Genomic DNA, 22,805 nt, shown 5'->3' with positions numbered 1-22,805 from the left:
TTCGATCCATGCCCGCTCGCGCCGCCTCGACGAGGGCGACGAAGTCGAAGATCCCGCAGGTCGAGTGGTCGGCGGCGCGTCCGGCCCCGGTCGTCCTCGTGTCGGGGCCGGAGGAGCTGCTGGCCGAGCGGGCGATCCGGGCGATCCGCGACGCGCTCGTCGCCGCCGATCCGAGCGTCGAGGTCAGCGACCTCGACGCGTCGTCGGCTGCGCCCGGCGACCTCGTCACGCTCGCGTCGCCGTCGCTCTTCGGCGAGCCCCGGCTGATCCGGGTGACCTCCGTCGAGCGGCTGGCCGAGTCGTTCCAGGCCGAGGCGCTCCGCTACCTCGAGGCGCCGGCCGACGACACGACGCTCGTGCTCAGGCATGCGGGCGGCCAGCGCGGCAAGAAGCTGCTCGACGCCGTCCGCAGCGGGGCGGGCGGCGGCATCGAGATCCCCTGCGCGGAGGTCAAGCGCGATGCGGACCGGTCCGCGTTCGCCGCCGCCGAGTTCCGCGCCGCCGGGCGGCGCATCAGCCCGGGGGCCCTCCGCATCCTCGTGTCGGCGTTCCAGGCCGACCTCGCGGAGCTCGCAGCCGCCTGCCGCCAGCTGATCGTCGACGTGACCGGCGACATCGGCGAGACGACGGTCCGCACCTACTACGCGGGGCGGATGGAGACCGACGCGTTCGCGGTCGCGGACGCAGCCCTCGCGGGCCGCCGCGGCGACGCGCTCGTGCTGCTGCGGCACGCGATCTCGACCGGCGCGGACCCGGTGCCGATCGTCGCCGCGATCGCCGCCAAGCTGCGCGCGATGGCGAAGGTGCTCGACGCCCACGGGTCGGCGGCGCAGGTCGCGTCGGACCACGGGCTGGCGCCCTGGCAGGTCGACCGCGCGCGGCGCGACGCGCAGGGCTGGCGTCCCGAGGGGGTCGGCCGGGCCATCGTGATGACGGCTCGGACCGACGAGCGCGTCAAGGGCGGCGCACGCGACCCCGAGTTCGCGGTCGAGCGCCTGCTCACCTTCCTCGCGAGCCGCGGCGAGCCCTGATCCCCGCGCCGCCGCCCGCGCCCGCGATGCGCGACACCGGGTGCGGTGCGAGGATCGGCGCGTGAGCGACGACGCGGTGGAGCAGGCGAGGCGAGCTGCCGAGGACGCCGCGGCGGAGGCGGCCCGGCTGCAGGCCGAGGCGCGGGTCGCCCTGCAGCGGGCGCAGGAGGCGGCGGCCGCGGCCGCCGCAGCGGCGCAGGCGGCGATCCCGCCCGCCGCCCCGGCGCGCGCGGCCGAGACCTCCGGCCCGCTCGACGACGACGAGGTCGCCCGCATCCGCGACGGCTACGCCTTCGAGGGCGCGGCGCTCGAGCTCGGCGCGCTGATGAACGGCGCACCCGTGCCCGATGCGCAGATCCGGATCCCGGTCGCGATGCTGAATCGGCACGGCCTCGTCGCCGGCGCCACCGGCACCGGCAAGACGCGCACGCTGCAGGCGCTCGCCGAGCAGCTGTCCGCGCACGGCGTCCCGGTCTTCGCGGCGGACATCAAGGGCGACCTGTCCGGGATCGGCGCTCCGGGAGCCTCCAGCCCGAAGCTGACCGCGCGGACCGCGGCGATCGGGCAGGACTGGAGCGCGACGTCCTTCCCGGTCGAGTTCTTCTCACTCGGTGGCGCCGGCACCGGGGTGCCGATCCGCGCGACGGTCGCCGGCTTCGGCCCGCTGCTGCTGTCGAAGGCCCTCGGGCTGAACGACACGCAGGAGTCGAGCCTCGCGCTCGTGTTCCACTACGCGGAGGCGCACGGCCTCGCGCTCGCCGACCTCGCGGACCTGCGTGCGGTGCTGCAGTGGCTGTCGGGCGACGAGGGCAAGGCGGACCTCGCCGGCCTCGGCGGCATCTCTCCCGCGACCATCGGCGTCATCCTGCGCGAGCTGATCGGCTTCGCCGACGGCGGCGCGGACGCGTTCTTCGGCGAGCCGGAGATCGACACCGCTGAGTTCCTCCGCACCGCGCCGGACGGCCGCGGGATCGTCAGCCTGCTCGAGGTGCCGGGTGTCGCGGACAAGCCGCGGCTGTACTCCACCTTCCTGATGTGGCTGCTCGCGGACCTGTTCAACGACCTGCCCGAGGTCGGGGACGCCGACAAGCCGAAGCTGGTGTTCTTCTTCGACGAGGCGCACCTGCTGTTCGCCGACGCGTCGAAGGACTTCCTCGACCAGGTGATCCGCACCGTGCGGCTGATCCGGTCGAAGGGCGTCGGCATCGTGTTCGTCACCCAGACCCCGAAGGACGTGCCGGGGGAGGTGCTCGGGCAGCTGGGCAGCCGCGTGCAGCACCAGCTGCGCGCCTTCACCCCGGATGACGCGAAGTCGCTGCGGGCGACCGTGCAGACCTACCCGCGGTCGGCGTACGACCTGGAGGAGGTGCTCACGACCCTCGGCATCGGGGAGGCCGTCGTCACCGTGATGAACGAGCGCGGCGCGCCGACTCCGGTCGCCTGGACGCGGCTGCGCGCACCGCAGGCGCTGATGTCGCCGATGGCGGAGGACGCCATGGCGGCGGCCGTCGCGGCCTCCCCGCTGCAGGCGCGGTACGGCGAGGCGCTCGACCGCGAGAGCGCCGCGGAGATCCTGACGGCGCGGATGAACGCCGCTGCGGCGAAGGCGCAGGCCGAGAAGGACGCCGCCGCGGCCGAGAAGGCCCGCGTGGCCGCGGAGCGGCAGGCCGCGGCGGAGGCGCGCAAGCGGGAGGCGGACCGCAAGCGGGAGGAACGGGAGGACGCGGCCGACCGCCGCCAGGCGGAGAAGGAGGCCCGCGATCGCCAGCGCGCCGCCGAGGCCGCTGCCCGCGATCGTCAGCGGCAGATCCAGACCGGCGCGCGCGTGCTCGGCCAGGTGCTGAACTCGAGGGCGACGCGCGGCGTCCTGAACGACGTCATCGGCGGCATCTTCGGGACCCGCCGCCGCCGCTGAGACGCGGCGAGGCGATCCCGCCCCACGACGCCGCCGACCCTCCCGCCGATCGAGCTCCCCGCCGATCGAGCCTGCCGAGATCACCCGGGGACGGCGGAAGGGCCGCCCGCCGATGCGGACAGCCCTTCGTGAGGCACGAGGTCGCAGCTCGCCGCGCGCCTCAGCACGGCGACGCGACACGGCTTCGGAGCGCTCGCGCGTCGAAGCCCATGAACTCAGAGCGCGGCGACCTGCTTGGCGATCGCGGACTTGCGGTTCGCGGCCTGGTTCTTGTGGATGACGCCCTTCGAGGCGGCCTTGTCCAGCTTCTTCGCCGCGAGGGCGAGGGCGCTGCCGGCCTTGTCCTTGTCGCCGGCGGCGACCGCGGTGCGGACGGCGCGGATGTGGGTCTTCAGCTCGCTCTTGACGGCCTTGTTGCGCTCCTGCGCCTTCTGGTTCGTCGCGATGCGCTTGATCTGGCTCTTGATGTTGGCCATGCGGATGCTCCTGCGGTTCGCTCGATGGGGGAGGCGGTGCGCCGCCTCGACGGGGGCCCGTGCGGGGACGCACATGATCGCCCGAAAGCCGACGAGTACCTTACCAGCCCGCCTGCGGCGCCGCGACGGCGGTTGGATGTCCCCGTGCCGTCGTTCACGTCCAACGCGCTGGCCGTCCCCGGCAGCGGGATCCGCCGCGTCCACGAGCTGGCGATCACCCTGCCGGACGTGCTCATGCTCGCCGTCGGGGAGCCGGACGTGCCGGTCGCGCCGCACGTGCTCGCGGCGGCGAGCGAGGCCTGGCTCGCGGACGAGACGGACTACACCGCGAACGGCGGGCTGATCGAGCTGCGGTCCGCGATCGCCTCGCGGCTGGAGGGGTTCGACGCGGGGCCCGACCAGGTGTGGGTCACGCCGGGCGGCACGGAGGCGATCTTCCTGGCCCTCGGCCTGGTGCTGTCGCCGGGCGACGAGGTGCTCGTGCCGGACCCGGGGTACACCACCTTCACGATGGCGCCGCGGATGCTGCACGCGACGCCGGTGCCCTACCGGCTGGAGGCGGCCCGCGGGTTCCTGCCCGAGGCAGCGGACCTCGACGCCCTCGTCACGTCGCGGACCCGGGCGATCATCGTCAACTCGCCGTCGAACCCGCTCGGCGTGGTGTTCCCCGAGCGGGTGGTGGCCGACCTCGTCGCGTTCGCGCAGCGCCACGACCTCTGGGTCCTCTCCGACGAGGTGTACGAGGCCTTCACCTACGGCGCCCCGCACGTGCCGCCCGCCCGGTTCGACCCGGCGAGGACCCTCACGGTGCGCTCGTTCTCGAAGACCTACGCGCTGACCGGCGGCCGGGTCGGGTACCTGGTGACCCCGCCCGGCCGCGGCGACGTGCTCCGGAACTTCCAGGAGGCGCTGATCAGCTGCGTGAACACGCCCGCGCAGCGTGCGGCGATCGCGGCGCTGACGGGGCCGCAGGACGCGGTGCGGGCAGCGGCCGACCGCTACCGAGAGCACCTCGAGGCCGCGACGGCGCTGCTCGACGACCGCGGCATCGGCTACCTGCGGCCGCAGGGCGCCTTCTACCTCTGGATCGACGTGTCGCACGCGTCCGACGGCGGCGTGGCGGGCTGGGCGGAGCGGTTCCTGCTCGAGCAGCGGGTCGCCGTCGCGCCCGGCAGCGCCTTCGGGGCGGCCGGCGAGGGCTGGATCCGCGTCTGCGTCGCGGCCGACCGCGCGACCCTCCTCGAGGGCCTGTCCCGCCTCCCCGCCCCTCGGTGACCCGCTCGGTCAGGCGCGGAGCGCGAGCGCGAAGGGCAGCACGGCCGGCGCGCCGGCCCGCAGCAGCAGGCGAGCCGCCACGGTGAAGGTCCAGCGGCTGTCCGCCGCGTCGTCGACGAGCAGCACGGGACCGGCCAGGCCCTCGAGCCGCTCGCGGAGCGCGTCCGGCACCCGGAACGCGTCCCACACGCCGGCCAGCCGCGCCAGGCTGGCGCCGCCTCCACCGCCCGGTGCCCCCTCGCCCGTCGCCTCGAGCGACCCGAGCAGCGGGAGCCGCCCGATCTCGGACAGCGCCCGAGCGGTCGAGCCGACGAGCAGCGGGTGCGCCGACGACGGCATCGCGACGATCCCGACCGGCCGGGCCGCCCAGTCCCAGTCCCGCAGCACCGCGACCGCGGCGTCGACGAGGCCGCGCGGCACCTCCTGGTCCGGCGCGCCGGCGTCGAGCAGCCGGCGCAGCGGACCGCCCCAGCCGAGGTCGGTGAGCCGGGCGATCGCCCGGCCCTCCTCGGGCCGCTCGCCGGGCGCGATGTTCCCCTTCACGGGCAGGCCGCGGGCGTCCGCACCGCTCGGCCACTGCTTCCGCGCCTCGATCGCGACCCCGACCCGGGTCAGCGCGGCCCCGGCCGCGCCTGCCGCGCCGCCCGAGACGTCGCTCGGGAACCACGCGCCGGCGCAGGAGTCGCAGCGGCCGCACGGCGCCGCGGTCGGGTCGTCGAGCACCCGCTGCAGGAACTGCATCCGGCAGCCGTCGGGCCCCGCGGGCAGCGCCTCGTAGTCGAGCATGTGCTGCTGCTCGGCCCGTCGCGCGGCCGCGATCCGCTCGTACCGCTCCGCGTCGTAGGCCCACGGCCGCCCGGTGGCGACCCAGCCGCCGCGGACGCGCCGCACGGCGCCGTCGACGTCGAGCACCTTCAGCAGCAGCTCGAGCCGGCTGCGCTTCACGTCCACGAGCGCCTCGAGCGCCGGCGTCGAGATCGGGCGCTCCGCGTCCAGCTCGGCCAGCACCGCGGCCGCCCGCTCCTGCGTCGGCATGCTCGCGGTCGCGAAGTACTGCCAGACGGCCTCGTCCTCCGCGCCGGGCAGCAGCAGCACGTCGGCGGAGGCGGTCGCCCTGCCGGCGCGGCCGACCTGCTGGTAGTAGGCGACGGGGGAGGAGGGGGCGCCGAGGTGCACCACGAAGCCGAGGTCGGGCTTGTCGAACCCCATGCCGAGCGCGCTGGTGGCGACGAGCGCCTTGACCCGGTTGTCCTTGAGGGCCTGCTCGGCCGACTCGCGCTCCGCGTTCTCGGTGCGCCCGGTGTAGGCGAGCACGTCGTAGCCGGCCTCGCGCAGGAGCCGCGCGGTGTCCTCCGCCGCCGAGACCGTGAGCGCGTACACGATGCCGGAGCCGGGCAGGTCGCGCAGGTGCTCGACCAGCCAGCCGAGCCGGGTGGCCTGGTCCGGCGTCCGCAGCACGCCGAGCCGGAGCGACGCACGGGCCAGCGGGCCGCGGATCGTCAGCACGTCGTCGGCTCCGAGCTGCGTCGCCACGTCGTCCACGACGCGCCCGTTCGCCGTCGCGGTGGTCGCGAGCACCGGGGTGGCGCCGGCCACGGCGACCAGCTCGCGCAGCCGCCGGTAGTCGGGGCGGAAGTCGTGGCCCCAGTCCGAGATGCAGTGCGCCTCGTCGATCACGATCAGGCCGGTGCGCTCGATCAGGGCGGGCAGCTGCGTGTCGCGGAAGTCGGGGTTATTCAGGCGCTCGGGCGAGACGAGCAGCACGTCGATCTCGTCCGCGTCGAGCGAGGCCCGGACTCCGTCCCACAGGTGCGGGTTCGCGGAGTCGATGGACGCCGCCCGCACGCCGGCCCGGGCGGCGGCCGCGACCTGGTCGCGCATCAGCGCGAGCAGCGGGGACACGAGCAGCGTCGGCCCGGCGCCGCGCTGCCGCAGCAGCCTCGTCGCCACGAAGTAGACGGCGGACTTCCCCCACCCCGTGCGCTGCACGACGAGCGCGCGGCGGGCGTCGTCGACGATCGCCGAGATCGCCTCGAACTGGCCGTCGTGGAAGTCGGCGTCGTCCCGCCCGACGAGCGAGCGGAGCACGTCGAGCGCGGCGGCGCGGGTGTCGGTCCGCAGGTCGGTCATGCGCCCGACCGTGCCACCCGCCTCCGACAGCTTCATCTTGTAGGCGGATCTCGTCGTGACGACGCGATCCGCCTACAAGATGAAAGCGCGTCAGGCCTCGGGGCCGCGGACGAGGATCGTGTCGGCGCGGTCCTCGAGCGCGCGGGCGATGCGCTGCGCGTACCGCTCCGGCATCGGCGGCAGGTCGTCGAGGCGGAACCAGCCGACGGCGGTCGACTCGTCGTCGCCGACCTCGGGCTCGCCCGACACCCAGCGGAGGCGGTAGGTGTGGTCGGTGTACCGGGTGCGGTCGCCGTTCGGGTACTCGTACTCCTCCGTGACCCCGACGGCGGCCAGCCGCTCGACCACGGCCCGCACCCGCGCCTCCTCCCACACCTCGCGCTCGGCGGTGTCGGCGGTGTGCTCGCCCGGCTCGACGATGCCCGCGACGGGCGACCAGTCGCCGCTGTCGGCGCGCTTCACCAGCAGCACCTCCTCCCCGCGGAGCACGACCGCGGTCGTGCCGGTCAGCCAGAGGGGCGCGTTCCCCACTCGCTCGCGCAGCTGCAGGACGAAGTCGGGGGTCGGCACGCGTCCGACGCTACCCGCGGCGTCTTCGATGGGAGACTGTCGGCGCCATGCCCCGTGCCCAGACGCCTCTCGAGCCCGCCGCGACGGACCCGGCTCGCATCCGCAACTTCTGCATCATCGCCCACATCGACCACGGCAAGTCGACGCTGGCGGACCGGATGCTGGGGATCACGGGCGTGCTGTCGGACCGCGACGCGCGGGCGCAGTACCTCGACCGGATGGACATCGAGCGCGAGCGCGGCATCACGATCAAGAGCCAGGCGGTCCGCATGCCGTGGCAGGTGGGCGGCGACGCGTACGCGCTGAACATGATCGACACGCCCGGCCACGTCGACTTCACGTACGAGGTGTCCCGATCGCTCGCCGCCTGCGAGGGCGCGATCCTGCTGGTCGACGCCGCCCAGGGCATCGAGGCGCAGACGCTCGCGAACCTGTACCTGGCGCTCGAGAACGACCTCGAGATCGTGCCGGTGCTGAACAAGATCGACCTGCCCGCGGCCGACCCGGAGAAGTACGCCGAGGAGCTCGCGAACCTGATCGGCGGCGACCCGGCCGACGTGCTCCGCGTCAGCGGCAAGACCGGCATGGGCGTCGAGGCGCTGCTCGACCGCGTCGTGCAGCGCATCCCGCCGCCCACCGGCGACCCCGCGGCGCCCGCGCGCGCGGCGATCTTCGACTCGGTGTACGACGCCTACCGCGGCGTCATCACGTACGTGCGCATGGTCGACGGGAAGCTGAACCCTCGCGAGCGGATCCAGATGATGTCGACGCGCGCCGCCCACGACGTCCTCGAGATCGGCGTCTCCTCGCCGGAGCCCGTGCCGACGAAGGGCCTCGGGGTCGGCGAGGTCGGCTACCTGATCACCGGCGTGAAGGACGTGCGCCAGTCGAAGGTCGGCGACACGGTCACCACGGCGGTGAAGCCGGCGGCCGAGCCGCTCGCCGGGTACACCGAGCCGAAGCCGATGGTCTTCAGCGGCCTCTACCCGATCGACGCCTCCGACTACCCCGAGCTGCGCGAGGCGCTCGACAAGCTGAAGCTGTCGGACGCGGCGCTCGTCTACGAGCCGGAGACCTCGGTCGCGCTGGGCTTCGGCTTCCGCTGCGGCTTCCTCGGCCTGCTGCACCTCGAGATCGTGACCGAGCGCCTGGAGCGCGAGTTCGGGCTCGACCTCATCGCCACCGCCCCGAGCGTGGTCTACGAGGTGGCGACCGACGACGGCAAGCAGGTCACGGTCACGAACCCGTCCGAGTACCCGGTCGGCAAGGTCGCCGAGGTGCGGGAGCCGGTCGTGAAGGCGGCGATCCTCACGCCGAAGGACTACGTCGGCGTGGTGATGGAGCTGTGCCAGAGCCGTCGGGGATCGTTGCAGGGGATGGAGTACCTGTCCGAGGACCGCGTGGAGATCACGTACACGATGCCGCTCGGCGAGATCGTGTTCGACTTCTTCGACAACCTGAAGAGCCGCACCGCCGGCTACGCGAGCCTCGACTACGAGCCGGTGGGGGAGCAGACCGCCGACCTCGTGAAGGTCGACATCCTGCTGCAGGGGGAGCGGGTCGACGCGTTCAGCGCGATCGTGCACCGCGACAAGGCGTACGCCTACGGCGTGCTGATGACGGAGCGGCTGAAGAAGCTGATCCCGCGCCAGCAGTTCGAGGTGCCGATCCAGGCCGCGATCGGCGCCCGGATCATCGCCCGCGAGTCGATCCGCGCGATGCGGAAGGACGTGCTGGCGAAGTGCTACGGCGGTGACATCACCCGCAAGCGCAAGCTGCTCGAGAAGCAGAAGGAGGGCAAGAAGCGGATGAAGACGATCGGACGGGTCGACGTGCCCCAGGAGGCGTTCATCGCGGCGCTCTCCGGGGACACCGAGGTTGCCAAGAAGTGAGCGCGCAGGGCCCTGCGCGCCGGTCCACCGCCGCGCAGGCGGTGCCCGGCCTCAACTACACCGCGCTCGGCGCGAGCGTCTCGCCGGACGTCGTCGCCTACCCGCCGGCCGGCTTCGCGGCGGCGGAGCAGCGGCACCGCCTCGGCAGCGGCGCGCACCGCTTCGAGACCGCGGTGCGCTCGCTGATGACCTGGGGCGCGCTCCGCGCGGCCGGGTTCGGCGTGGAGGACGTGCGCGCGGACGACGCGAGCCGCACCGACGCGCCGCGCTTCCTCGACGACGGCACGCCGTGGGTGACCCCCGGGATGACGGCGACCATCACCTCCGCGGACGCCGCGGCCTGGGCCGGGCCGGTCAAGGTCGTGACCGTGGTGGAGGAGCCCGGCCGCACGGGCTTCGCGTTCGGCTCGATGCCCGGTCACGCGGCCTGCATGGAGCAGTACCTGCAGGTCGAGCACGCCGACGACGACGCCGTCTGGACCGTGCTGCGCACCGTCTGGGCCTCCTCCGGCGGCCGCTTCAGCCCGGCCGCACGGCTCACCGCGACGCGGCTGAAGCGCCTGGACGAGCGGATCGTGCGCGCGCTGCACCCCTCCAACGCGGCATGACGCCGACGTACCGCTTCGCGACCGGAGCGGTGCTCACCGACGCGGTGCCGGTCGGGTTCCGCGCGCTGCGGCGCACCGCGGACGTCGGCCCGGCGGAGGTCTTCGAACGGCAGGGCGCCGCGGTGCTCGACTGGGCCGTGCAGCGGCGCAGCGGCATCGCCGTGCGCGACCCGTCCAGCCGGGACGCGAGGCGGGTCGAGGAGGGGCTGGAGGCGCGGGTCGCGATCCCGCTGCTGCGGCTCGGTGCGGTCCGCCTCGAGGTCGCGGCGCCCGTGCGCGTGGTGCGGGTGCTCGACGGGCCGGACGCGATCGGCTTCGTCTACGGCACGCTGCGCGGGCACCCGGAGGTCGGCGAGGAGTCGTTCGTCGTCCGCCGCGAGCGCGGCCGCTGCGTCCTCGAGCTGCGCGCGCTGTCCCGGCCCGCCTTCCCGTACTCGCTGGCGCCGCTCGTCGGCCGCACGTTCCAGGCGCGGTACACGACCCGCTACCTCGAGGCCCTCGCCGTTCCGCTTTGAAGGTGATCCGGCGCAGCCGGATCACCTTCAAAACGGAACCGGTCAGAGCGCCGTCAGCGTCTCGAGGAGGGCGGGGAGGCCCTCGACGAGGTCGGGGATCACGAGCACCGCGGACGTGGCCCGCAGCGCCTCCTGGTCGTACGCGCCGGTCGCGACCGCGATGAACGGGAAGCCGACCGCGTCGGCCGCCGCACCGTCGGCCGGGGTGTCGCCGAGGATCACCGCCGCGGCGCCGTCGAGCGCGTCCCGCGCCGTCGCGGTGAGGTCCGAGCGCACCGGGGTCCGGTCGCCGAAGAACGAGCGGTCCCAGTCGAAGGCGTCGACGTCGACGCCCGCGCCCTGCAGCTTGACCTGCGCGCGATGGCGGGAGTTGCCGGTGAGCAGGCCGTTCGTCCACCCGGCGCCCGCGACGGCGTGCAGCGCGTCGTCGACGCCGGCCGTGGCGGTGCGGCGCGCGGCGTCGGTGAGGTAGGCGTCCGACAGCTCGTCGAGCCGGCGGGAGACCGCCTCGCGGTAGGCGGGGTCGCCGCCCCACCGCGTCAGGCGCTCGAGCACGATCCCGGCGTCGGTCTTCCCGTGCTCCACCGCGTGCGGCTCGCCCGGCGCCGGTCCGACGCCCGCGACCTGCCGGATCGCGTCGTGGTAGAAGGTCCCGGCCTTCGCCGAGTTGTACAGCAGGGTCCCGTCGACGTCCCAGAGCACGATGCGCACGCGTCCATCCTCCCGGGCTGGGACGATGGGGTCGTCATGCCCAGCGCCCTGCCGATCGCCGACCCGGCGCCCGAGGACGGCCTGCTGCCGGCATCGGCGCGGGACGGCGCCCCGGACCGCCGCTTCGGCGTCTACCTGCACGTGCCCTTCTGCCGCGTCCGCTGCGGCTACTGCGACTTCAACACGTACACGGCCGGCGAGCTGCGCGGGGAGCGCCGCGAGGACTTCGCGGGCCGCGCCGAGGCGGAGCTGGCCTTCGCGCAGCGGGTCCTCGCGGGCAGCGGGCTGCCGGAGCGCCCCGCGAGCACGGTGTTCTTCGGCGGCGGCACCCCGACCCTGCTGCCCGCCCACGACCTCGCCCGGATGCTCGGCGCCGTCCGCGACCGCTTCGGGCTCGCCGACGGCGCCGAGGTGACGACGGAGGCGAATCCCGACTCGATCGACGCCGCCGGCCTCAGGCTGCTCGCCGACGCCGGCTTCACCCGCGTCTCCTTCGGCGTGCAGTCCGCCGTCCCGCACGTGCTCCGCACGCTCGACCGCACCCACGACCCGGAACGGGTGCCGCAGGTCGTGGGGTGGGCGAGGGAGGCGGGCCTGCAGGTCAGCCTCGACCTCATCTACGGGACGCCGGGGGAGTCGCTGGCCGACTGGCGCACGAGCCTCGACGCGGTGCTCGCGCTCGAGCCCGACCACGTGTCGGCCTACGCGCTGATCGTGGAGGACGGCACCGCGCTCGCCCGCCGCATCCGGTCCGGCGAGGTGCCGGAGCCCGACGACGACCTGCAGGCCGACATGTACGACCTCGCGGACGAGCGCTTCGGCGAGGCGGGCCTGCGCTGGTACGAGGTGAGCAACTGGGCGCGCAGCGACGCGCACCGCTCGCGGCACAACCTCGCCTACTGGACCGGCGAGGACTGGTGGGGCGTCGGCCCGGGCGCCCACAGCCACGTGGGCGGCGTCCGCTGGTGGAACGTGAAGCACCCCGCGGCGTACGCGCAGCGGCTCGTCGCCGGGCGGTCGCCGGCGGCGGGGCGCGAGACGCTCGCCCCCGACGTGCGGGACGTGGAGCGGGTGCTGCTCGAGACCCGCCTGGTCGACGGGCTCCCCGTGTCCCGCCTCGCGCCCGAGGGGCGCCGGCAGGTGGCGGGGCTGATCGCCGACGGGCTCGTCGACCCCGCGGCGGCGTTCGCGGGACGGGTCGTGCTGACGCGGCCCGGGCGCCTGCTGGCCGACGCGGTGGTGCGCCGGCTGCTGCCCGTCGCCTGAGGGTGCTCCTCCCGCGTCAGCGGATCATCGGGAACGACAGGGGGTAGGTGTACGGCCGCCCCTTGTTCGCGGAGACCGCCGCGATGATCGAGAACACGATGGTCACGACGTAGATCGCCGCGGTCAGCAGGAAGCCGACCAGCACGATCCAGAGCGCGATGGCGATCACGCTCGCGATCGCCATCGTGATCTGGAAGTTCAGGGTGGTCGCCGCCTGCTGCCGGACGAAGGGGCTGCGGTCCTTGAAGACGAGGAAGATGATCAGCGGGCCGAGCCAGCCGATCGTGCCGACGCCGACCACGATCCCGACGAGCGCGGAGACGTGGGACATGACCGCCCACAGCCGCTCGTTCTCGGGCGTCAGCGGCTGCGCCGCGGGTGCTGGATCGGTCACGGGGGTCTCCTCCTGGTCGGGCGCCTCGCGGCGCGTGCCGCTACTTCACGAACGCGATGGTGAGCGGGTAGCGGTACACCTCGCCCCGGTTCGCGGCGACCGCGGCGATGATCGAGAACACCACGTTCACGACCGCGACCGCGAGCGGCAGGAAGAACAGGATGCCGAACGAGATGGCCGTCAGGATGTACGCGACGACCGCGGCGATCGTGATCGTGATCTGGAAGTTCAGGGCGTTCCGCGCGTTGTCGCGCACGAAGACGCCGCGGTCCTTCAGCAGCAGGTAGCCGATGATCGGCGAGATCACGCCGATCACGATGCCGCCCACGTGGATGAGCGTCGAGTAGAGCCGCTCGTTTTCGGGCGTCAGCGGCTGCGCCGTGGACTGCTCGTACGACATGGGTGTGGTCCTCTTCCGGTTCAGCGCACGAGGCGCAGGGCGATGGGATAGCGGTAGCCGCCGCCGTGCTGCACGCGCAGCCCGGCGATGATCGAGAGCACGACGACCACGACCCAGACGGCGAGCTGGGCGAGGCCGACGAGGAAGCCGAGCAGGTCGGGCACGAGGGCGACGGCGACGGGCAGCGCGCGGCCGACGAGATCGAGGATCTGCCCGAGGATCGCGAGCCCGACCCAGGCGATCAGCGCCGTGAGCGAGAAGTTCAGCGCCTCCCGCGACTCGCTGCGCACGAAGGCGCCGCGGCCGCCGAGGATCACGAGGACCAGCAGCGACGGCAGGAAGCCGACGATGTTGCCGAAGTGCGCGAGGGAGGCGTAGAGGCGTTCGTCGGCGTCGGACAGCGGCGGCCTGGCAGGGGACGGGGCCGACATCGTGCCCTCCTCGTCGCGCTCGGCGGTCCTTTCGGGTGACGCTCAGGGTAGCGATCCGCGGACCGGTCGCGCCAGAGGCCGGAGCCCCTTCGGTACGATTGGCAGTCAGGATCGGGGAGTGCCAGCGGAGGGAGCGGGATGGTCTCGGAGCGGGGGCTGGAGGTGCTGCGCGTGATCGTGCAGGACTACGTCGCCTCGCGCGAGCCGGTGGGCTCGAAGACCATCGTGGATCGGCATGCCTTCGGCGTCTCGGCCGCGACGATCCGCAACGACATGGCGGCGCTCGAGGAGGACGGCCTGATCGCTGCGCCGCACACCTCCAGCGGGCGCGTGCCGACCGACAAGGGCTACCGCCTCTTCGTCGACCACCTCGCCGAGGTGCGGGCCCTGAGCCCGGCGCAGCGGGTCGCGATCCGGGCGTTCCTCGAGGGCGGCGTCGACCTCGACGAGCTGCTCGGCCGCACCGTCCGGGTGCTCGCCCAGCTGACGAACCAGGTCGCGCTGGTGCAGGTACCGGTCGTGCCCCGCTCCTACGTCCGGCACGTCGAGCTCGTGCTGCTGTCATCGGCCCGCCTGCTCGTCGTGCTCATCACGGACTCCGGCCGCGTGGACCAGCGCGTCGTCGAGCTCGCGCCGGAGCACCGGGACCAGCTGGACGACGAGGCGCTCGCCGACCTGCGCGCCCGGATCAACGGCACGCTGGTGGGCCGGCTCATCGCGGACGTCCCGCCCGCGCTCGCGGCGGTGGGCGAGGCGCTGCCGCCGGCGCGCCGGGGCGTCCTCGACCGGATCGGCGCCGCGCTCGCCGAGGCCGTCGACGACCGTCGGCAGGACCGGCTCGTCATGGCGGGCGCCGCCAACCTCGCGCGCACCGAGCGCGACTTCCCGGGCAGCATCCTCCCCGTCCTCGAGGCGATCGAGGAGCAGGTGGTGCTGCTGCGCCTCTTCCGCGAGATGGAGCTCGACGGGCGGGGCGTGTCCGTCTCGATCGGCCGCGAGAACCCCTCCGAGGGCCTCGCGGAGGCGTCGATCCTCGCGGGCGGCTACCGTTCCCAGGCCGGCGGGCTCGCCCGCATCGGGGTGCTCGGGCCCACCCGCATGGACTACTCGGGCAACATCGGCGCGATCCGCGCCGTCGCCCGCTACCTCTCCAGACTCCTCGGCGAGGAGTGATCCGACCCGCCGCCGCGAGGCGGCCCCGCACGTCCCGCGCAGGCGGGAGGAGGAACCGCTGTGGCTGACCACTACGAGGTGCTGGGCGTCGCCCGCGACGCCTCCGCCGACGACATCAAGAAGGCCTACCGGCGGCTGGCGCGCCAGCTGCACCCCGACGTGAACCCCGGCGCCGACGCGGCGGAGCGGTTCAAGGACGTCACGCACGCCTACGACGTGCTGTCGGACCCGCGGCAGCGCCAGGAGTACGACCTCGGCGGCTCGGGCGGCGGCCAGCAGTTCGGCTTCGGGGACATCTTCGAGACGTTCTTCGGCGGGGGCGGCGGCCGCGCCGCTGGCCCGAAGTCGCGGCAGGAGCGCGGCCAGGACGCCCTGCTGCGCGTCGAGATCGACCTGCAGGACGTGGTCTTCGGCGTGCACCGCGACCTCGAGATCGACACCGCCGTGCTCTGCGACGTCTGCGACGGCGCCTGCACCCAGCCCGGCACCACCGTCCGCACCTGCGACATCTGCCACGGGTCGGGCCAGATCCAGCGCACGGTCCGCTCCCTGCTCGGCAACGTGATGACGGCGAGCCCCTGCACGGTCTGCCGCGGCTACGGCACCGTCATCCCCTACCCGTGCACGAACTGCGCCGGCCAGGGCCGGGTGCGCGCGCGCAAGACGGTTGCCGTCGACATCCCCGCGGGCGTCGAGACCGGCCTCCGGCTGCAGCTGGCGGGCCAGGGCGAGATCGGTCAGGCCGGCGGCCCGGCCGGCGACCTGTACCTCGAGATCAAGGTGCGGCACCACGACACCTTCAGCCGGGCGGGCGACGACCTGCTCGCGACGCTGGAGGTGCAGATGAGCGACGCGATCCTCGGCACCACGATCACGCTCGACTCGCTCGACGGGCCCGTGGACCTCGAGGTGCGGCCCGGCGTGCAGAGCGCCGACGTGCTGACGATCGCGGGCCGCGGGATCACCCGGCTGCGCGGCGGCGGGCGCGGCGACCTGAAGGTCGGCGTGCAGGTGCTGACGCCGACGAAGCTGGACCACAAGGAGCGCGAGCTGATCCGGCAGTTCGCCGGCCGCCGCAAGGCGCAGCCGCCGCAGTTCGCGCACTTCCAGCAGGGCCTCTTCACGAAGCTGCGCGACCGCTTCCTCGGCGTCTGATGCTCCCCGCGCTCCCGTCCGCCCCGGATCCCGGGCGGGCCCGCTCCCGCGCCGCTGGTCGAGGTGCGAGCGCAGCGAGCCTCTGCGCTGGTCGAGGTGCGAGCGCAGCGAGCCTTTCCGCTGGTCGAGGTGCGAGCGCAGCGAGCCTCGAGACCACCCCCGCACGCTGATGGCGCACTTCTACCTCGCGACCGCGCTCTCCGCCGAGCACGCGGAGCTGACGGGCGAGGAGGCGCGGCACGCGGCGCAGGTCGCCCGCCTGCGCGCGGGGGAGCGGGTCGTCGTGGGCGACGGGCGCGGCCGCACCGCGGACGCGGAGGCGGTCGCCGTCGCCCGGGACCGCGTCGAGCTGCGCGTGCTGGACCTCCGCGAGGAGCCGGAGCCGAGCCCCAGGATCACGCTGGTGCAGGCGCTCGCGAAGGGCGGCCGCGACGAGCAGGCGGTGCAGGCCGCGGTCGAGCTCGGCGTCGCCGCGATCGTCCCGTGGCAGGCGACGCGGAGCGTGAGCCGCTGGACCGGCGCGAAGGTCGAGTCGGGCCGGGAGCGCTGGGCGGCGATCGCTCGGGAGGCGGGCAAGCAGGCGATGCGCCCGTGGGCCGCGGAGGTCCTGCCGCTGCGTTCGACCGCCGAGGTCGCGGCGCTGCCCGGGCTCGTCGTGCTCGAGCCGGGCGCGCCCGTGCGGATCGCGGACCTCCCGCCCGGCGACGCGACCCTCGTCGTCGGCCCGGAGGGCGGCATCGCCCCCGAGGAGCTCGCGGCCTTCGACGCGGCGGGCGCGGCCCGCGCGCGCCTCGGCCCGCACGTGCTGCGCACCTCGACCGCGGGCCCCGCCGCGCTCGCGGCGCTCCTCGCCCCGCGCTGGCCCTGACCCCGCCGTCCGCGTATTCGGAGCCAGGTCACGGATTCGGCGCTGCTGGCGGGCGATTCCGGCACTGTGCGGCGAATCCGCGGGCGGTGCGAGCGAATGCGCGCGCGGACGCGATCGCGGGTCAGTCGGTGCCGAACTCCATCGCCGCGGCGTCGAGGGCGTCCTCGGCGGAGTCGTCCTTGCCCGAGCTCGCGATGTGCGACGCACGGCCGGGGGTCAGGTCGCCGACGAGGTCCGCGACCGTGGAGCCGAGCACCGCGTGGCCGTCGAAGAACTCGAGCTTCGAGCGCGAGTCGGCCAGGTCGAGGTTCCGCATCGTCAGCTGGCCGATCCGGTCGTCCGGGCTGAAGGCCGCGTCCTCCGTGCGCTCCATCGACAGGCGGTCGGGGTGGTACGTCGCGTTCGGCGAGACGGTGTCGAGGATCGTCCAGTCGTTCCCGCGGCGCAGCCGGATCGTCACCTCGCCGGTGATCGGCAGGCCCACCCAGCGCGTCAGCGACTGGCGCAGCATCAGCGACTGCGGCTCGAGCCAGCGGCCCTCGTAGAGCAGGCGGCCGAGCCGGCGGCCCTCCGTCATGTAGGAGGCGAGCACGTCCTCGTTGTGGATCGCGCTCACGAGCCGCTCGTAGGCGAGGAACAGCAGCGCCATGCCCGGCGCCTCGTAGATGCCGCGGCTCTTCGCCTCGATGATGCGGTTCTCGATCTGGTCCGTCATGCCGAGGCCGTGCCGGCCGCCGACCGCGTTCGCCTCCTGCACCAGCGCGACCGCGTCGTCGAAGCGGCGCCCGCCGATCGACACCGGCCGCCCCTCCTCGAAGCCGACGGTCACGTCCTCGGTCGCGATCTCGACGGAGGGGTCGGTGGCCTTCACGCCCATGATCGGCTCGACGAGCTCGATGGAGGCGTCGAGGTCCTCCAGCTTCTTCGCCTCGTGCGTGGCGCCCCAGATGTTCGCGTCGGTCGAGTACGCCTTCTCGGCGCTGGCCCGGTAGGGCAGCCCGCGCTCGGTCAGCCAGGCGGACATCTCCGCGCGGCCGCCGAGCTCGCCGACGAACCGGCGGTCGAGCCACGGCTTGTAGATGCGCAGGTCCGGGTTCGCGAGCAGCCCGTAGCGGTAGAAGCGCTCGATGTCGTTGCCCTTGAAGGTGGAGCCGTCGCCCCAGATGGAGACGCCGTCGTCCGCCATCGCGCGCACGAGCATCGTGCCGGTGACCGCGCGGCCGAGGGGCGTGGTGTTGAAGTAGGGCATGCCGCCGGCGCGGATGTGGAACGCGCCGCAGGCGAGGGCGGCGAGGCCCTCCTCCACGAGCGCCGCGCGGCAGTCGACGAGCCGCGCGCCCTCGGCGCCGTAGGAGCGGGCGCGGTCCGGCAGCGCGGAGAGGTCCGTCTCGTCGTACTGGCCGAGGTCCGCCGTGTAGGCGAAGGGCACGGCGCCCTGCTCGCGCATCCAGGCCACCGCGACGGAGGTGTCCAGGCCCCCGGAGAAGGCGATGCCGACGCGCTCGCCGACGGGCAGGTCCGAGAGGATCTTCGACACGGGACGAGACGCTACCGGCAGGCGCGCTCCGCCTTCCCGCGCGGGCAGCGCCCCCGGGGTGCGCGCGGGTACGCTCTTCGGCCATGGCGGAGCACGCGAGCACGGAGCCCTCGGTGTTCACGCGCATCCTGCGCGGCGAGATCCCGGGCGAGGTCCTGCTGTCGACGGAGGACGTCTTCGTGCTCCGCGACATCAACCCGCAGGCGCCGATCCACCTGCTCGTGATCCCGAAGACGCAGGCGTACCCGGACGTCGTCGCGCTCGCGGCGGACGACCCGAAGCTGCTCGCGCACATGGTCGAGGTCGCCCGTCTCGCCGCGGCGCAGCAGGGGGCCACCGACTTCCGACTGATCTTCAACACCGGCGCCGGTGCCGGCCAGACCGTCTTCCACGTCCACGCGCACGTCCTCGCGAGCACCGCCTACGACCTCGGCGAGGGCACGATGACCGCGGGCATGCCCGAACCCGCAGAACGGACCTCTTGACCGACACGGACGACCTCCCCGCGGGCCGCACGGCCCGCTCCGTCACCCGCCGCTACCCGGCCGCCGGGTCCGAGACGCGCAGCATGGCCGTCGACGGCATCGCCATGGTGCGGCTGCTCGGCCCGCAGGACCGGCTGCTCGGGCAGATCGAGAAGCAGTTCCCGCTCGTCGAGGTGCTGGTCCGCGGCAACGAGATCACGCTCGACGGCGAGCCCGCGCAGGTGCGGGCGGCCGAGCGGCTGATCGAGGAGCTGCTGGCGATGGTCCGCAACGGGCAGGACCTCGGCCCGGTCGACGTCGACAGCTCCGCCCGCATCCTCGACGCGGACCGCGACTCGCACCCCTCCGAGCTGCTCGGGCAGGTGATCGTCACCGCGCGCGGCAGGTCCATCCGGGCGAAGACCCTGGGTCAGAAGTCGTACGTCGAGGCGATCGACCACAACACGATCACCTTCGGCATCGGGCCCGCGGGCACCGGCAAGACGTACCTGGCGATGGCGAAGGCGGTGCAGGCGCTCGGGCGCAAGCAGGTCTCGCGGATCATCCTCACCCGGCCCGCGGTCGAGGCCGGCGAGCGCCTCGGATACCTGCCCGGCACGCTGACGGACAAGATCGACCCGTACCTGCGCCCGCTCTACGACGCGCTGAACGAGATGATGGACCCGGAGCTGGTCCCGAAGCTCATGGCGACCTCGACCATCGAGGTCGCGCCGCTCGCGTACATGCGCGGCCGCACCCTGAACGACTCGTTCGTCGTGCTCGACGAGGCGCAGAACACGACGCCGGAGCAGATGAAGATGTTCCTCACCCGGCTCGGCTTCAACTCGAAGATGGTCGTCACCGGCGACATCACCCAGGTGGACCTGCCCGGCAACGTCTCCGGCCTCCGCACCGTGCAGCGCATCGTCGACGGCATCGACGACATCCACTTCGCGCGGCTCGGCAGCGAGGACGTCGTGCGGCACTCGCTGGTCGGCCGGATCGTCGACGCCTACAGCCGCTACGACGAGGAGCGGCAGGCGGCCGCGGCGGCGCGGCGGCCGGAGCGGCAGGGCGGCGCGGAGCCGGGGCCGTCGCGCCCGCCGACCGACTACCGGCCGCCGGCGAACCGCGCCGACCGCCGTGCCGCCGACCGCGACCGCCGCGACACCGGTCGGCACCGATGAGCGTCGGGACCGGCACGGGGGCGGGCGCATGAGCATCGAGACCGACGCGGGCTCAGGAGTCGTGCGGTGAGCATCGAGATCAACAACGAGTCCGGCTTCGCGGTCGACGAGGCCGCCGTGCAGCGGCTCGTCACCTTCGGGCTCGACCTGCTGCACGTGCACCCCGACGCGGACCTCGCGATCCTGTTCGTCGACGAGGCCGCCATGGAGCGGCTCCACGTGCAGTGGATGGACGAGCCGGGGCCGACCGACGTGCTCAGCTTCCCGATGGACGAGCTGCGGCCCGGCACCGACGACGCGCCGACCCCGCCCGGGCTGCTCGGCGACATCGTCGTGTGCCCGCAGGTGGCCGAGTCGCAGGCGAAGGGCGCCGGCCACTCCACGCTGGAGGAGATCCAGCTGCTGACCGCGCACGGGCTGCTGCACCTGCTCGGCTTCGACCACGCGGAGCCGCAGGACGAGCGGGAGATGTTCGGCATCCAGCGCGACATCCTCGTCGGCTTCGCCGTGCAGGAGCGGCAGCAGCAGCGACGCCAGTCCCGATGACCCCGCTCTTCCTCGTCGCCGCGTTCCTGCTCGTGGCGTTCGGCGGCCTCATGGCCGCGTGCGACTCCGCGATGGTGTCGCTGTCGCGCGCCGAGCTGCAGGAGGCCGCGCTCCGCGCGCGGTTCCGCGGCGCCCTGCTCGCGATCGCCGCGGACGCCGGCGCGCACGGCAACGCGGTGAACTTCCTGCGCGTGCTCGCGGAGACCGCCGCGGCCGTGCTGGTGACGCTGGCCGTCGCGCCGGCGTTCGAGAACCCGTGGCTGACGCTGCTGGTCGCCGCCCTGATCATGACCGCGGTCTCGTTCGTGCTCGTCGGCGCGAGCCCCCGCAGCGTGGGCAGGGCGCACCCGCGTGGACTCCTCCGCGCCGCGGCGCCGGTGGTGCGCGGCGCCCGGCTGCTGCTCGGGCCGCTCGCGGACCTGCTGGTCCTGATCGGCAACCGCGTCACGCCCGGGCGCCCCCGCAACGCCGCGATCAGCAGCGAGGAGCAGCTGCTCAGCATGGTCGACCAGGCGACCGAGGCGCAGGTCGTCGAGCAGGACGACCGCGAGCTGATCCACTCCATCTTCGAGTGGGGCGACACCGTGATCCGCGAGGTGATGGTGCCGCGCACCGACATGGTCACCGTGGACGGCGGGACGGCCGCCGATCAGGCGATGCGGGTGCTGCTCGACCGGGCGCTGTCCCGGGTCCCGGTGCGGGCGCGCAACGCCGACGACATCATCGGGGTCCTGCACCTGCGGGACGTCGCCCGGGTGCTCACCGAGCAGCCGCGCCGCACGCCGCCGACCGCGGCCGAGCTGGCCCGCCCGGTGCTGTTCGTGCCCGACTCGAAGAAGGCGGACGAGACGCTGCGCCAGATGCAGACCGCGGCGAACCACCTGGCGATGGTCGTCGACGAGTACGGCGGCATCGCCGGCCTCGTGACGCTGGAGGACCTGATCGAGGAGCTGGTGGGCGAGATCACCGACGAGTCGGACCGGAACGCGCCCGAGGCGCAGCCGGTCGGCGACGACCGCTGGCTCGTGCCGGCGCGGATGCAGCTGGACGAGCTGTCGGACCTGCTCGACCGCGAGGTGGAGGACGAGGACGTCGACTCGGTCGGTGGCCTGCTGACGAAGCACCTGGACCGGCTGCCGATGCAGGGCGACCGGGTCGAGGTGGACGGGCTCGCGCTGACCGCGGATCACATCGAGGGCCGCCGCCGCGGGCTCACTCGGGTGCTGGTCGAGGTGCTGGTGCACGAGGACGAGCCGGAGGGCGCGGCCGGGATGGTGGGCGCATGACCGACCGGCAGGGCGGCTACCGCTCCGGGTTCCTCACGTTCGTGGGGCGGCCGAACGTCGGCAAGTCGACGCTGATGAACGCGATGGTCGGCGAGAAGGTCGCGATCACGTCGCCGAAGCCGCAGACGACCCGCCGCGCGATCCGCGGCATCGTCACCCGGCCGGACGGGCAGCTGGTCGTCGTCGACACCCCGGGCCTGCACCGCCCGCGCACCCTGCTCGGGGAGCGGCTGAACGACGTGGTGGCCGCGACGCTCGCGGACGTCGACGTGATCGGGTTCTGCGTGCCCGCGGGCGAGCCGATCGGGCCGGGCGACCGGTTCATCCACGCGCGCCTGGACGAGGCGCCGCGCGCGAAGCGGATCGCCGTCGTCACGAAGCTGGACGCGGTGCCGCGCGACCGGGTGGTGCAGCAGCTCGCCGCCGTCGACGCGATGGGGGAGTGGGCGGCCGTGGTGCCCGTCTCGGCGCAGGACGGCATCCAGCTCGACGTGCTGGCGACCGAGGCGCTCGCGCTCATGCCCGAGGGGCCGGCGCTGTACCCGGAGGAGGCCGTGACCGACGAGTCCCTCGAGCAGCGCATCGCCGAGCTGATCCGCGAGGCGGCGCTCGCCGGCGCCCGCGAGGAGCTGCCGCACTCCCTCGCCGTCACCGTCGACGACGTCGAGGAGGAGGACGGCCTGACCCGGATCTACGCGAACGTGTGGGTCGAGCGGGACAGCCAGCGGATCATCATGATCGGCCGCAAGGGCGCGCGGCTGCGCGAGGTCGGGACCGCCGCCCGCGCCCAGATCGAGCCGCTGGTCGGCTCGAAGGTCTTCCTCTCCCTGCACGTGAAGGTCGCGAAGGAGTGGCAGCGCGACCCCAAGCAGCTGGGCCGCCTCGGCTTCTAGGGGCGCTCGCGCTGGTCGAGGTGCGGAGCGCAGCCCACCCCGCTGGTCGAGGTGCGGAGCGCAGCGGAGCCTCGAGACCACC

Annotated in this window: 23 protein-coding genes; 15 read left to right on the top strand and 8 right to left on the bottom strand. The window is 74.0% G+C overall.

Annotated elements, in window-relative coordinates:
* Nucleotides 1-8 precede the first annotated feature (8 nt).
* Nucleotides 9-1,031 (top strand): DNA polymerase III subunit delta, encoded by a 1,023-nt coding sequence (gene holA / locus ACFSBI_RS11580; protein ID WP_377935072.1) that lies wholly within the window; start codon nucleotides 9-11, stop codon nucleotides 1,029-1,031.
* 61 nt (nucleotides 1,032-1,092) lie between these two features.
* Complete coding sequence (locus ACFSBI_RS11575; protein ID WP_377935070.1) at nucleotides 1,093-2,946, top strand: helicase HerA-like domain-containing protein; 1,854 nt, start codon at nucleotides 1,093-1,095, stop codon at nucleotides 2,944-2,946.
* A gap of 215 nt (nucleotides 2,947-3,161) precedes the next feature.
* On the opposite strand, the gene rpsT is transcribed toward ACFSBI_RS11575, so the two are convergent.
* The gene (gene rpsT / locus ACFSBI_RS11570; RefSeq protein ID WP_377935066.1) at nucleotides 3,162-3,422 is read right to left on the bottom strand and encodes a 30S ribosomal protein S20; all 261 of its coding nucleotides are present in this window, start codon (nucleotides 3,420-3,422) and stop codon (nucleotides 3,162-3,164) included.
* Nucleotides 3,423-3,566: 144 nt separating this feature from the next.
* Between rpsT and ACFSBI_RS11565 the strand changes: the two genes are divergently transcribed.
* Nucleotides 3,567-4,697 carry a pyridoxal phosphate-dependent aminotransferase gene (locus ACFSBI_RS11565; protein WP_377935064.1) on the top strand — a complete coding sequence of 377 codons (1,131 nt, stop codon included), beginning with the start codon at nucleotides 3,567-3,569 and terminating at the stop codon, nucleotides 4,695-4,697.
* Nucleotides 4,698-4,706: 9 nt separating this feature from the next.
* Here the strand turns inward: ACFSBI_RS11565 and ACFSBI_RS11560 are convergent, their stop codons facing one another.
* Both ACFSBI_RS11560 and ACFSBI_RS11555 read right to left on the bottom strand, forming a co-directional pair.
* Nucleotides 4,707-6,827: a RecQ family ATP-dependent DNA helicase gene (locus tag ACFSBI_RS11560; RefSeq protein WP_377935062.1), complete on the bottom strand. Its 2,121-nt coding sequence runs from the start codon at nucleotides 6,825-6,827 to the stop codon at nucleotides 4,707-4,709.
* A gap of 90 nt (nucleotides 6,828-6,917) precedes the next feature.
* Nucleotides 6,918-7,397, bottom strand: coding sequence for an NUDIX hydrolase (locus ACFSBI_RS11555; protein ID WP_377935060.1), 480 nt, complete (start codon nucleotides 7,395-7,397; stop codon nucleotides 6,918-6,920).
* Between the two features lie 47 nt (nucleotides 7,398-7,444).
* On the opposite strand from ACFSBI_RS11555, the gene lepA reads away from it, so the two are divergent.
* Genes lepA through ACFSBI_RS11540 form a run of 3 tightly spaced genes read left to right on the top strand, consistent with a single transcriptional unit; the run spans nucleotide 7,445 to nucleotide 10,412 of the window.
* The gene (gene lepA / locus ACFSBI_RS11550) at nucleotides 7,445-9,289 is read left to right on the top strand and encodes a translation elongation factor 4 (RefSeq protein WP_377935058.1); all 1,845 of its coding nucleotides are present in this window, start codon (nucleotides 7,445-7,447) and stop codon (nucleotides 9,287-9,289) included.
* Complete coding sequence (locus ACFSBI_RS11545) at nucleotides 9,286-9,897, top strand: DUF1990 family protein (protein WP_377935056.1); 612 nt, start codon at nucleotides 9,286-9,288, stop codon at nucleotides 9,895-9,897. The genes lepA and ACFSBI_RS11545 overlap by 4 nt, the downstream gene beginning before the upstream one ends.
* Nucleotides 9,894-10,412 carry a DUF1990 family protein gene (locus ACFSBI_RS11540; protein ID WP_377935054.1) on the top strand — a complete coding sequence of 173 codons (519 nt, stop codon included), beginning with the start codon at nucleotides 9,894-9,896 and terminating at the stop codon, nucleotides 10,410-10,412. The genes ACFSBI_RS11545 and ACFSBI_RS11540 overlap by 4 nt, the downstream gene beginning before the upstream one ends.
* Nucleotides 10,413-10,454: 42 nt before the next feature.
* On the opposite strand, the gene ACFSBI_RS11535 is transcribed toward ACFSBI_RS11540, so the two are convergent.
* Nucleotides 10,455-11,123 (bottom strand): HAD family hydrolase, encoded by a 669-nt coding sequence (locus ACFSBI_RS11535; protein WP_377935052.1) that lies wholly within the window; start codon nucleotides 11,121-11,123, stop codon nucleotides 10,455-10,457.
* Nucleotides 11,124-11,159: 36 nt separating this feature from the next.
* On the opposite strand from ACFSBI_RS11535, the gene hemW reads away from it, so the two are divergent.
* On the top strand, nucleotides 11,160-12,389 hold the full coding sequence (gene hemW, locus ACFSBI_RS11530) for a radical SAM family heme chaperone HemW (protein ID WP_377935050.1): 1,230 nt from the start codon (nucleotides 11,160-11,162) through the stop codon (nucleotides 12,387-12,389).
* Between the two features lie 16 nt (nucleotides 12,390-12,405).
* On the opposite strand, the gene ACFSBI_RS11525 is transcribed toward hemW, so the two are convergent.
* The 3 genes from ACFSBI_RS11525 to ACFSBI_RS11515 are packed head-to-tail and all read right to left on the bottom strand — an operon-like array spanning nucleotide 12,406 to nucleotide 13,614.
* Entirely contained in the window at nucleotides 12,406-12,783 is a 378-nt protein-coding gene (locus ACFSBI_RS11525) for a DUF4870 domain-containing protein (protein ID WP_377935048.1), read from the bottom strand.
* Between the two features lie 40 nt (nucleotides 12,784-12,823).
* Nucleotides 12,824-13,183, bottom strand: a complete 360-nt coding sequence (locus ACFSBI_RS11520) for a DUF4870 domain-containing protein (RefSeq protein ID WP_377935046.1) — start codon at nucleotides 13,181-13,183, stop codon at nucleotides 12,824-12,826.
* A 20-nt stretch (nucleotides 13,184-13,203) separates the two neighbouring features.
* Nucleotides 13,204-13,614: a DUF4870 domain-containing protein gene (locus tag ACFSBI_RS11515; RefSeq protein ID WP_377935044.1), complete on the bottom strand. Its 411-nt coding sequence runs from the start codon at nucleotides 13,612-13,614 to the stop codon at nucleotides 13,204-13,206.
* A gap of 138 nt (nucleotides 13,615-13,752) precedes the next feature.
* Here ACFSBI_RS11515 and hrcA point away from each other — a divergent pair, with 138 nt between their 5' ends.
* From hrcA to ACFSBI_RS11500, 3 genes are all read left to right on the top strand, one after another.
* Complete coding sequence (gene hrcA / locus ACFSBI_RS11510; protein ID WP_377935042.1) at nucleotides 13,753-14,787, top strand: heat-inducible transcriptional repressor HrcA; 1,035 nt, start codon at nucleotides 13,753-13,755, stop codon at nucleotides 14,785-14,787.
* Nucleotides 14,788-14,847: 60 nt separating this feature from the next.
* A complete protein-coding gene (gene dnaJ, locus ACFSBI_RS11505) occupies nucleotides 14,848-15,942 on the top strand; it encodes a molecular chaperone DnaJ (RefSeq protein WP_377935040.1) in 1,095 nt (364 codons plus the stop codon).
* Nucleotides 15,943-16,111: 169 nt separating this feature from the next.
* Nucleotides 16,112-16,810, top strand: a complete 699-nt coding sequence (locus ACFSBI_RS11500) for a 16S rRNA (uracil(1498)-N(3))-methyltransferase (RefSeq protein ID WP_377935038.1) — start codon at nucleotides 16,112-16,114, stop codon at nucleotides 16,808-16,810.
* A gap of 121 nt (nucleotides 16,811-16,931) precedes the next feature.
* Here the strand turns inward: ACFSBI_RS11500 and argG are convergent, their stop codons facing one another.
* Entirely contained in the window at nucleotides 16,932-18,347 is a 1,416-nt protein-coding gene (gene argG, locus ACFSBI_RS11495; RefSeq protein WP_377935036.1) for an argininosuccinate synthase, read from the bottom strand.
* A gap of 83 nt (nucleotides 18,348-18,430) precedes the next feature.
* On the opposite strand from argG, the gene ACFSBI_RS11490 reads away from it, so the two are divergent.
* From ACFSBI_RS11490 to era, 5 genes are all read left to right on the top strand, one after another.
* On the top strand, nucleotides 18,431-18,832 hold the full coding sequence (locus ACFSBI_RS11490; RefSeq protein WP_377935035.1) for an HIT domain-containing protein: 402 nt from the start codon (nucleotides 18,431-18,433) through the stop codon (nucleotides 18,830-18,832).
* A gap of 83 nt (nucleotides 18,833-18,915) precedes the next feature.
* Nucleotides 18,916-19,998: a PhoH family protein gene (locus ACFSBI_RS11485; protein WP_377935126.1), complete on the top strand. Its 1,083-nt coding sequence runs from the start codon at nucleotides 18,916-18,918 to the stop codon at nucleotides 19,996-19,998.
* 66 nt (nucleotides 19,999-20,064) lie between these two features.
* Nucleotides 20,065-20,544, top strand: a complete 480-nt coding sequence (ybeY, locus tag ACFSBI_RS11480; RefSeq protein WP_377935033.1) for an rRNA maturation RNase YbeY — start codon at nucleotides 20,065-20,067, stop codon at nucleotides 20,542-20,544.
* Nucleotides 20,541-21,830: a hemolysin family protein gene (locus ACFSBI_RS11475; RefSeq protein ID WP_377935031.1), complete on the top strand. Its 1,290-nt coding sequence runs from the start codon at nucleotides 20,541-20,543 to the stop codon at nucleotides 21,828-21,830. Before ybeY ends, ACFSBI_RS11475 begins: the two co-directional genes overlap by 4 nt.
* Nucleotides 21,827-22,723 carry a GTPase Era gene (gene era / locus ACFSBI_RS11470; RefSeq protein WP_377935029.1) on the top strand — a complete coding sequence of 299 codons (897 nt, stop codon included), beginning with the start codon at nucleotides 21,827-21,829 and terminating at the stop codon, nucleotides 22,721-22,723. Before ACFSBI_RS11475 ends, era begins: the two co-directional genes overlap by 4 nt.
* Nucleotides 22,724-22,805 lie beyond the last annotated feature (82 nt).

This window comes from Amnibacterium endophyticum (assembly GCF_042680685.1).
Classification (GTDB): Bacteria; Actinomycetota; Actinomycetes; order Actinomycetales; family Microbacteriaceae; genus Amnibacterium; species Amnibacterium endophyticum.
This window is presented reverse-complemented; position numbering and strand designations above follow the sequence as displayed.

Coding starts and splice junctions, on each gene's coding strand:
- holA (WP_377935072.1), top strand. CDS start 9: ATGCCCGCTCGCGCCGCCTCGACGAGGGCGACGAAGTCGAAGATCCCG.
- rpsT (WP_377935066.1), bottom strand. CDS start 3,422: ATGGCCAACATCAAGAGCCAGATCAAGCGCATCGCGACGAACCAGAAG.
- ACFSBI_RS11560 (WP_377935062.1), bottom strand. CDS start 6,827: ATGACCGACCTGCGGACCGACACCCGCGCCGCCGCGCTCGACGTGCTC.
- lepA (WP_377935058.1), top strand. CDS start 7,445: ATGCCCCGTGCCCAGACGCCTCTCGAGCCCGCCGCGACGGACCCGGCT.
- ACFSBI_RS11540 (WP_377935054.1), top strand. CDS start 9,894: ATGACGCCGACGTACCGCTTCGCGACCGGAGCGGTGCTCACCGACGCG.
- hemW (WP_377935050.1), top strand. CDS start 11,160: ATGCCCAGCGCCCTGCCGATCGCCGACCCGGCGCCCGAGGACGGCCTG.
- ACFSBI_RS11520 (WP_377935046.1), bottom strand. CDS start 13,183: ATGTCGTACGAGCAGTCCACGGCGCAGCCGCTGACGCCCGAAAACGAG.
- ACFSBI_RS11515 (WP_377935044.1), bottom strand. CDS start 13,614: ATGTCGGCCCCGTCCCCTGCCAGGCCGCCGCTGTCCGACGCCGACGAA.
- hrcA (WP_377935042.1), top strand. CDS start 13,753: ATGGTCTCGGAGCGGGGGCTGGAGGTGCTGCGCGTGATCGTGCAGGAC.
- ACFSBI_RS11500 (WP_377935038.1), top strand. CDS start 16,112: ATGGCGCACTTCTACCTCGCGACCGCGCTCTCCGCCGAGCACGCGGAG.
- ACFSBI_RS11490 (WP_377935035.1), top strand. CDS start 18,431: ATGGCGGAGCACGCGAGCACGGAGCCCTCGGTGTTCACGCGCATCCTG.
- ACFSBI_RS11485 (WP_377935126.1), top strand. CDS start 18,916: ATGGCCGTCGACGGCATCGCCATGGTGCGGCTGCTCGGCCCGCAGGAC.
- ACFSBI_RS11475 (WP_377935031.1), top strand. CDS start 20,541: ATGACCCCGCTCTTCCTCGTCGCCGCGTTCCTGCTCGTGGCGTTCGGC.
- era (WP_377935029.1), top strand. CDS start 21,827: ATGACCGACCGGCAGGGCGGCTACCGCTCCGGGTTCCTCACGTTCGTG.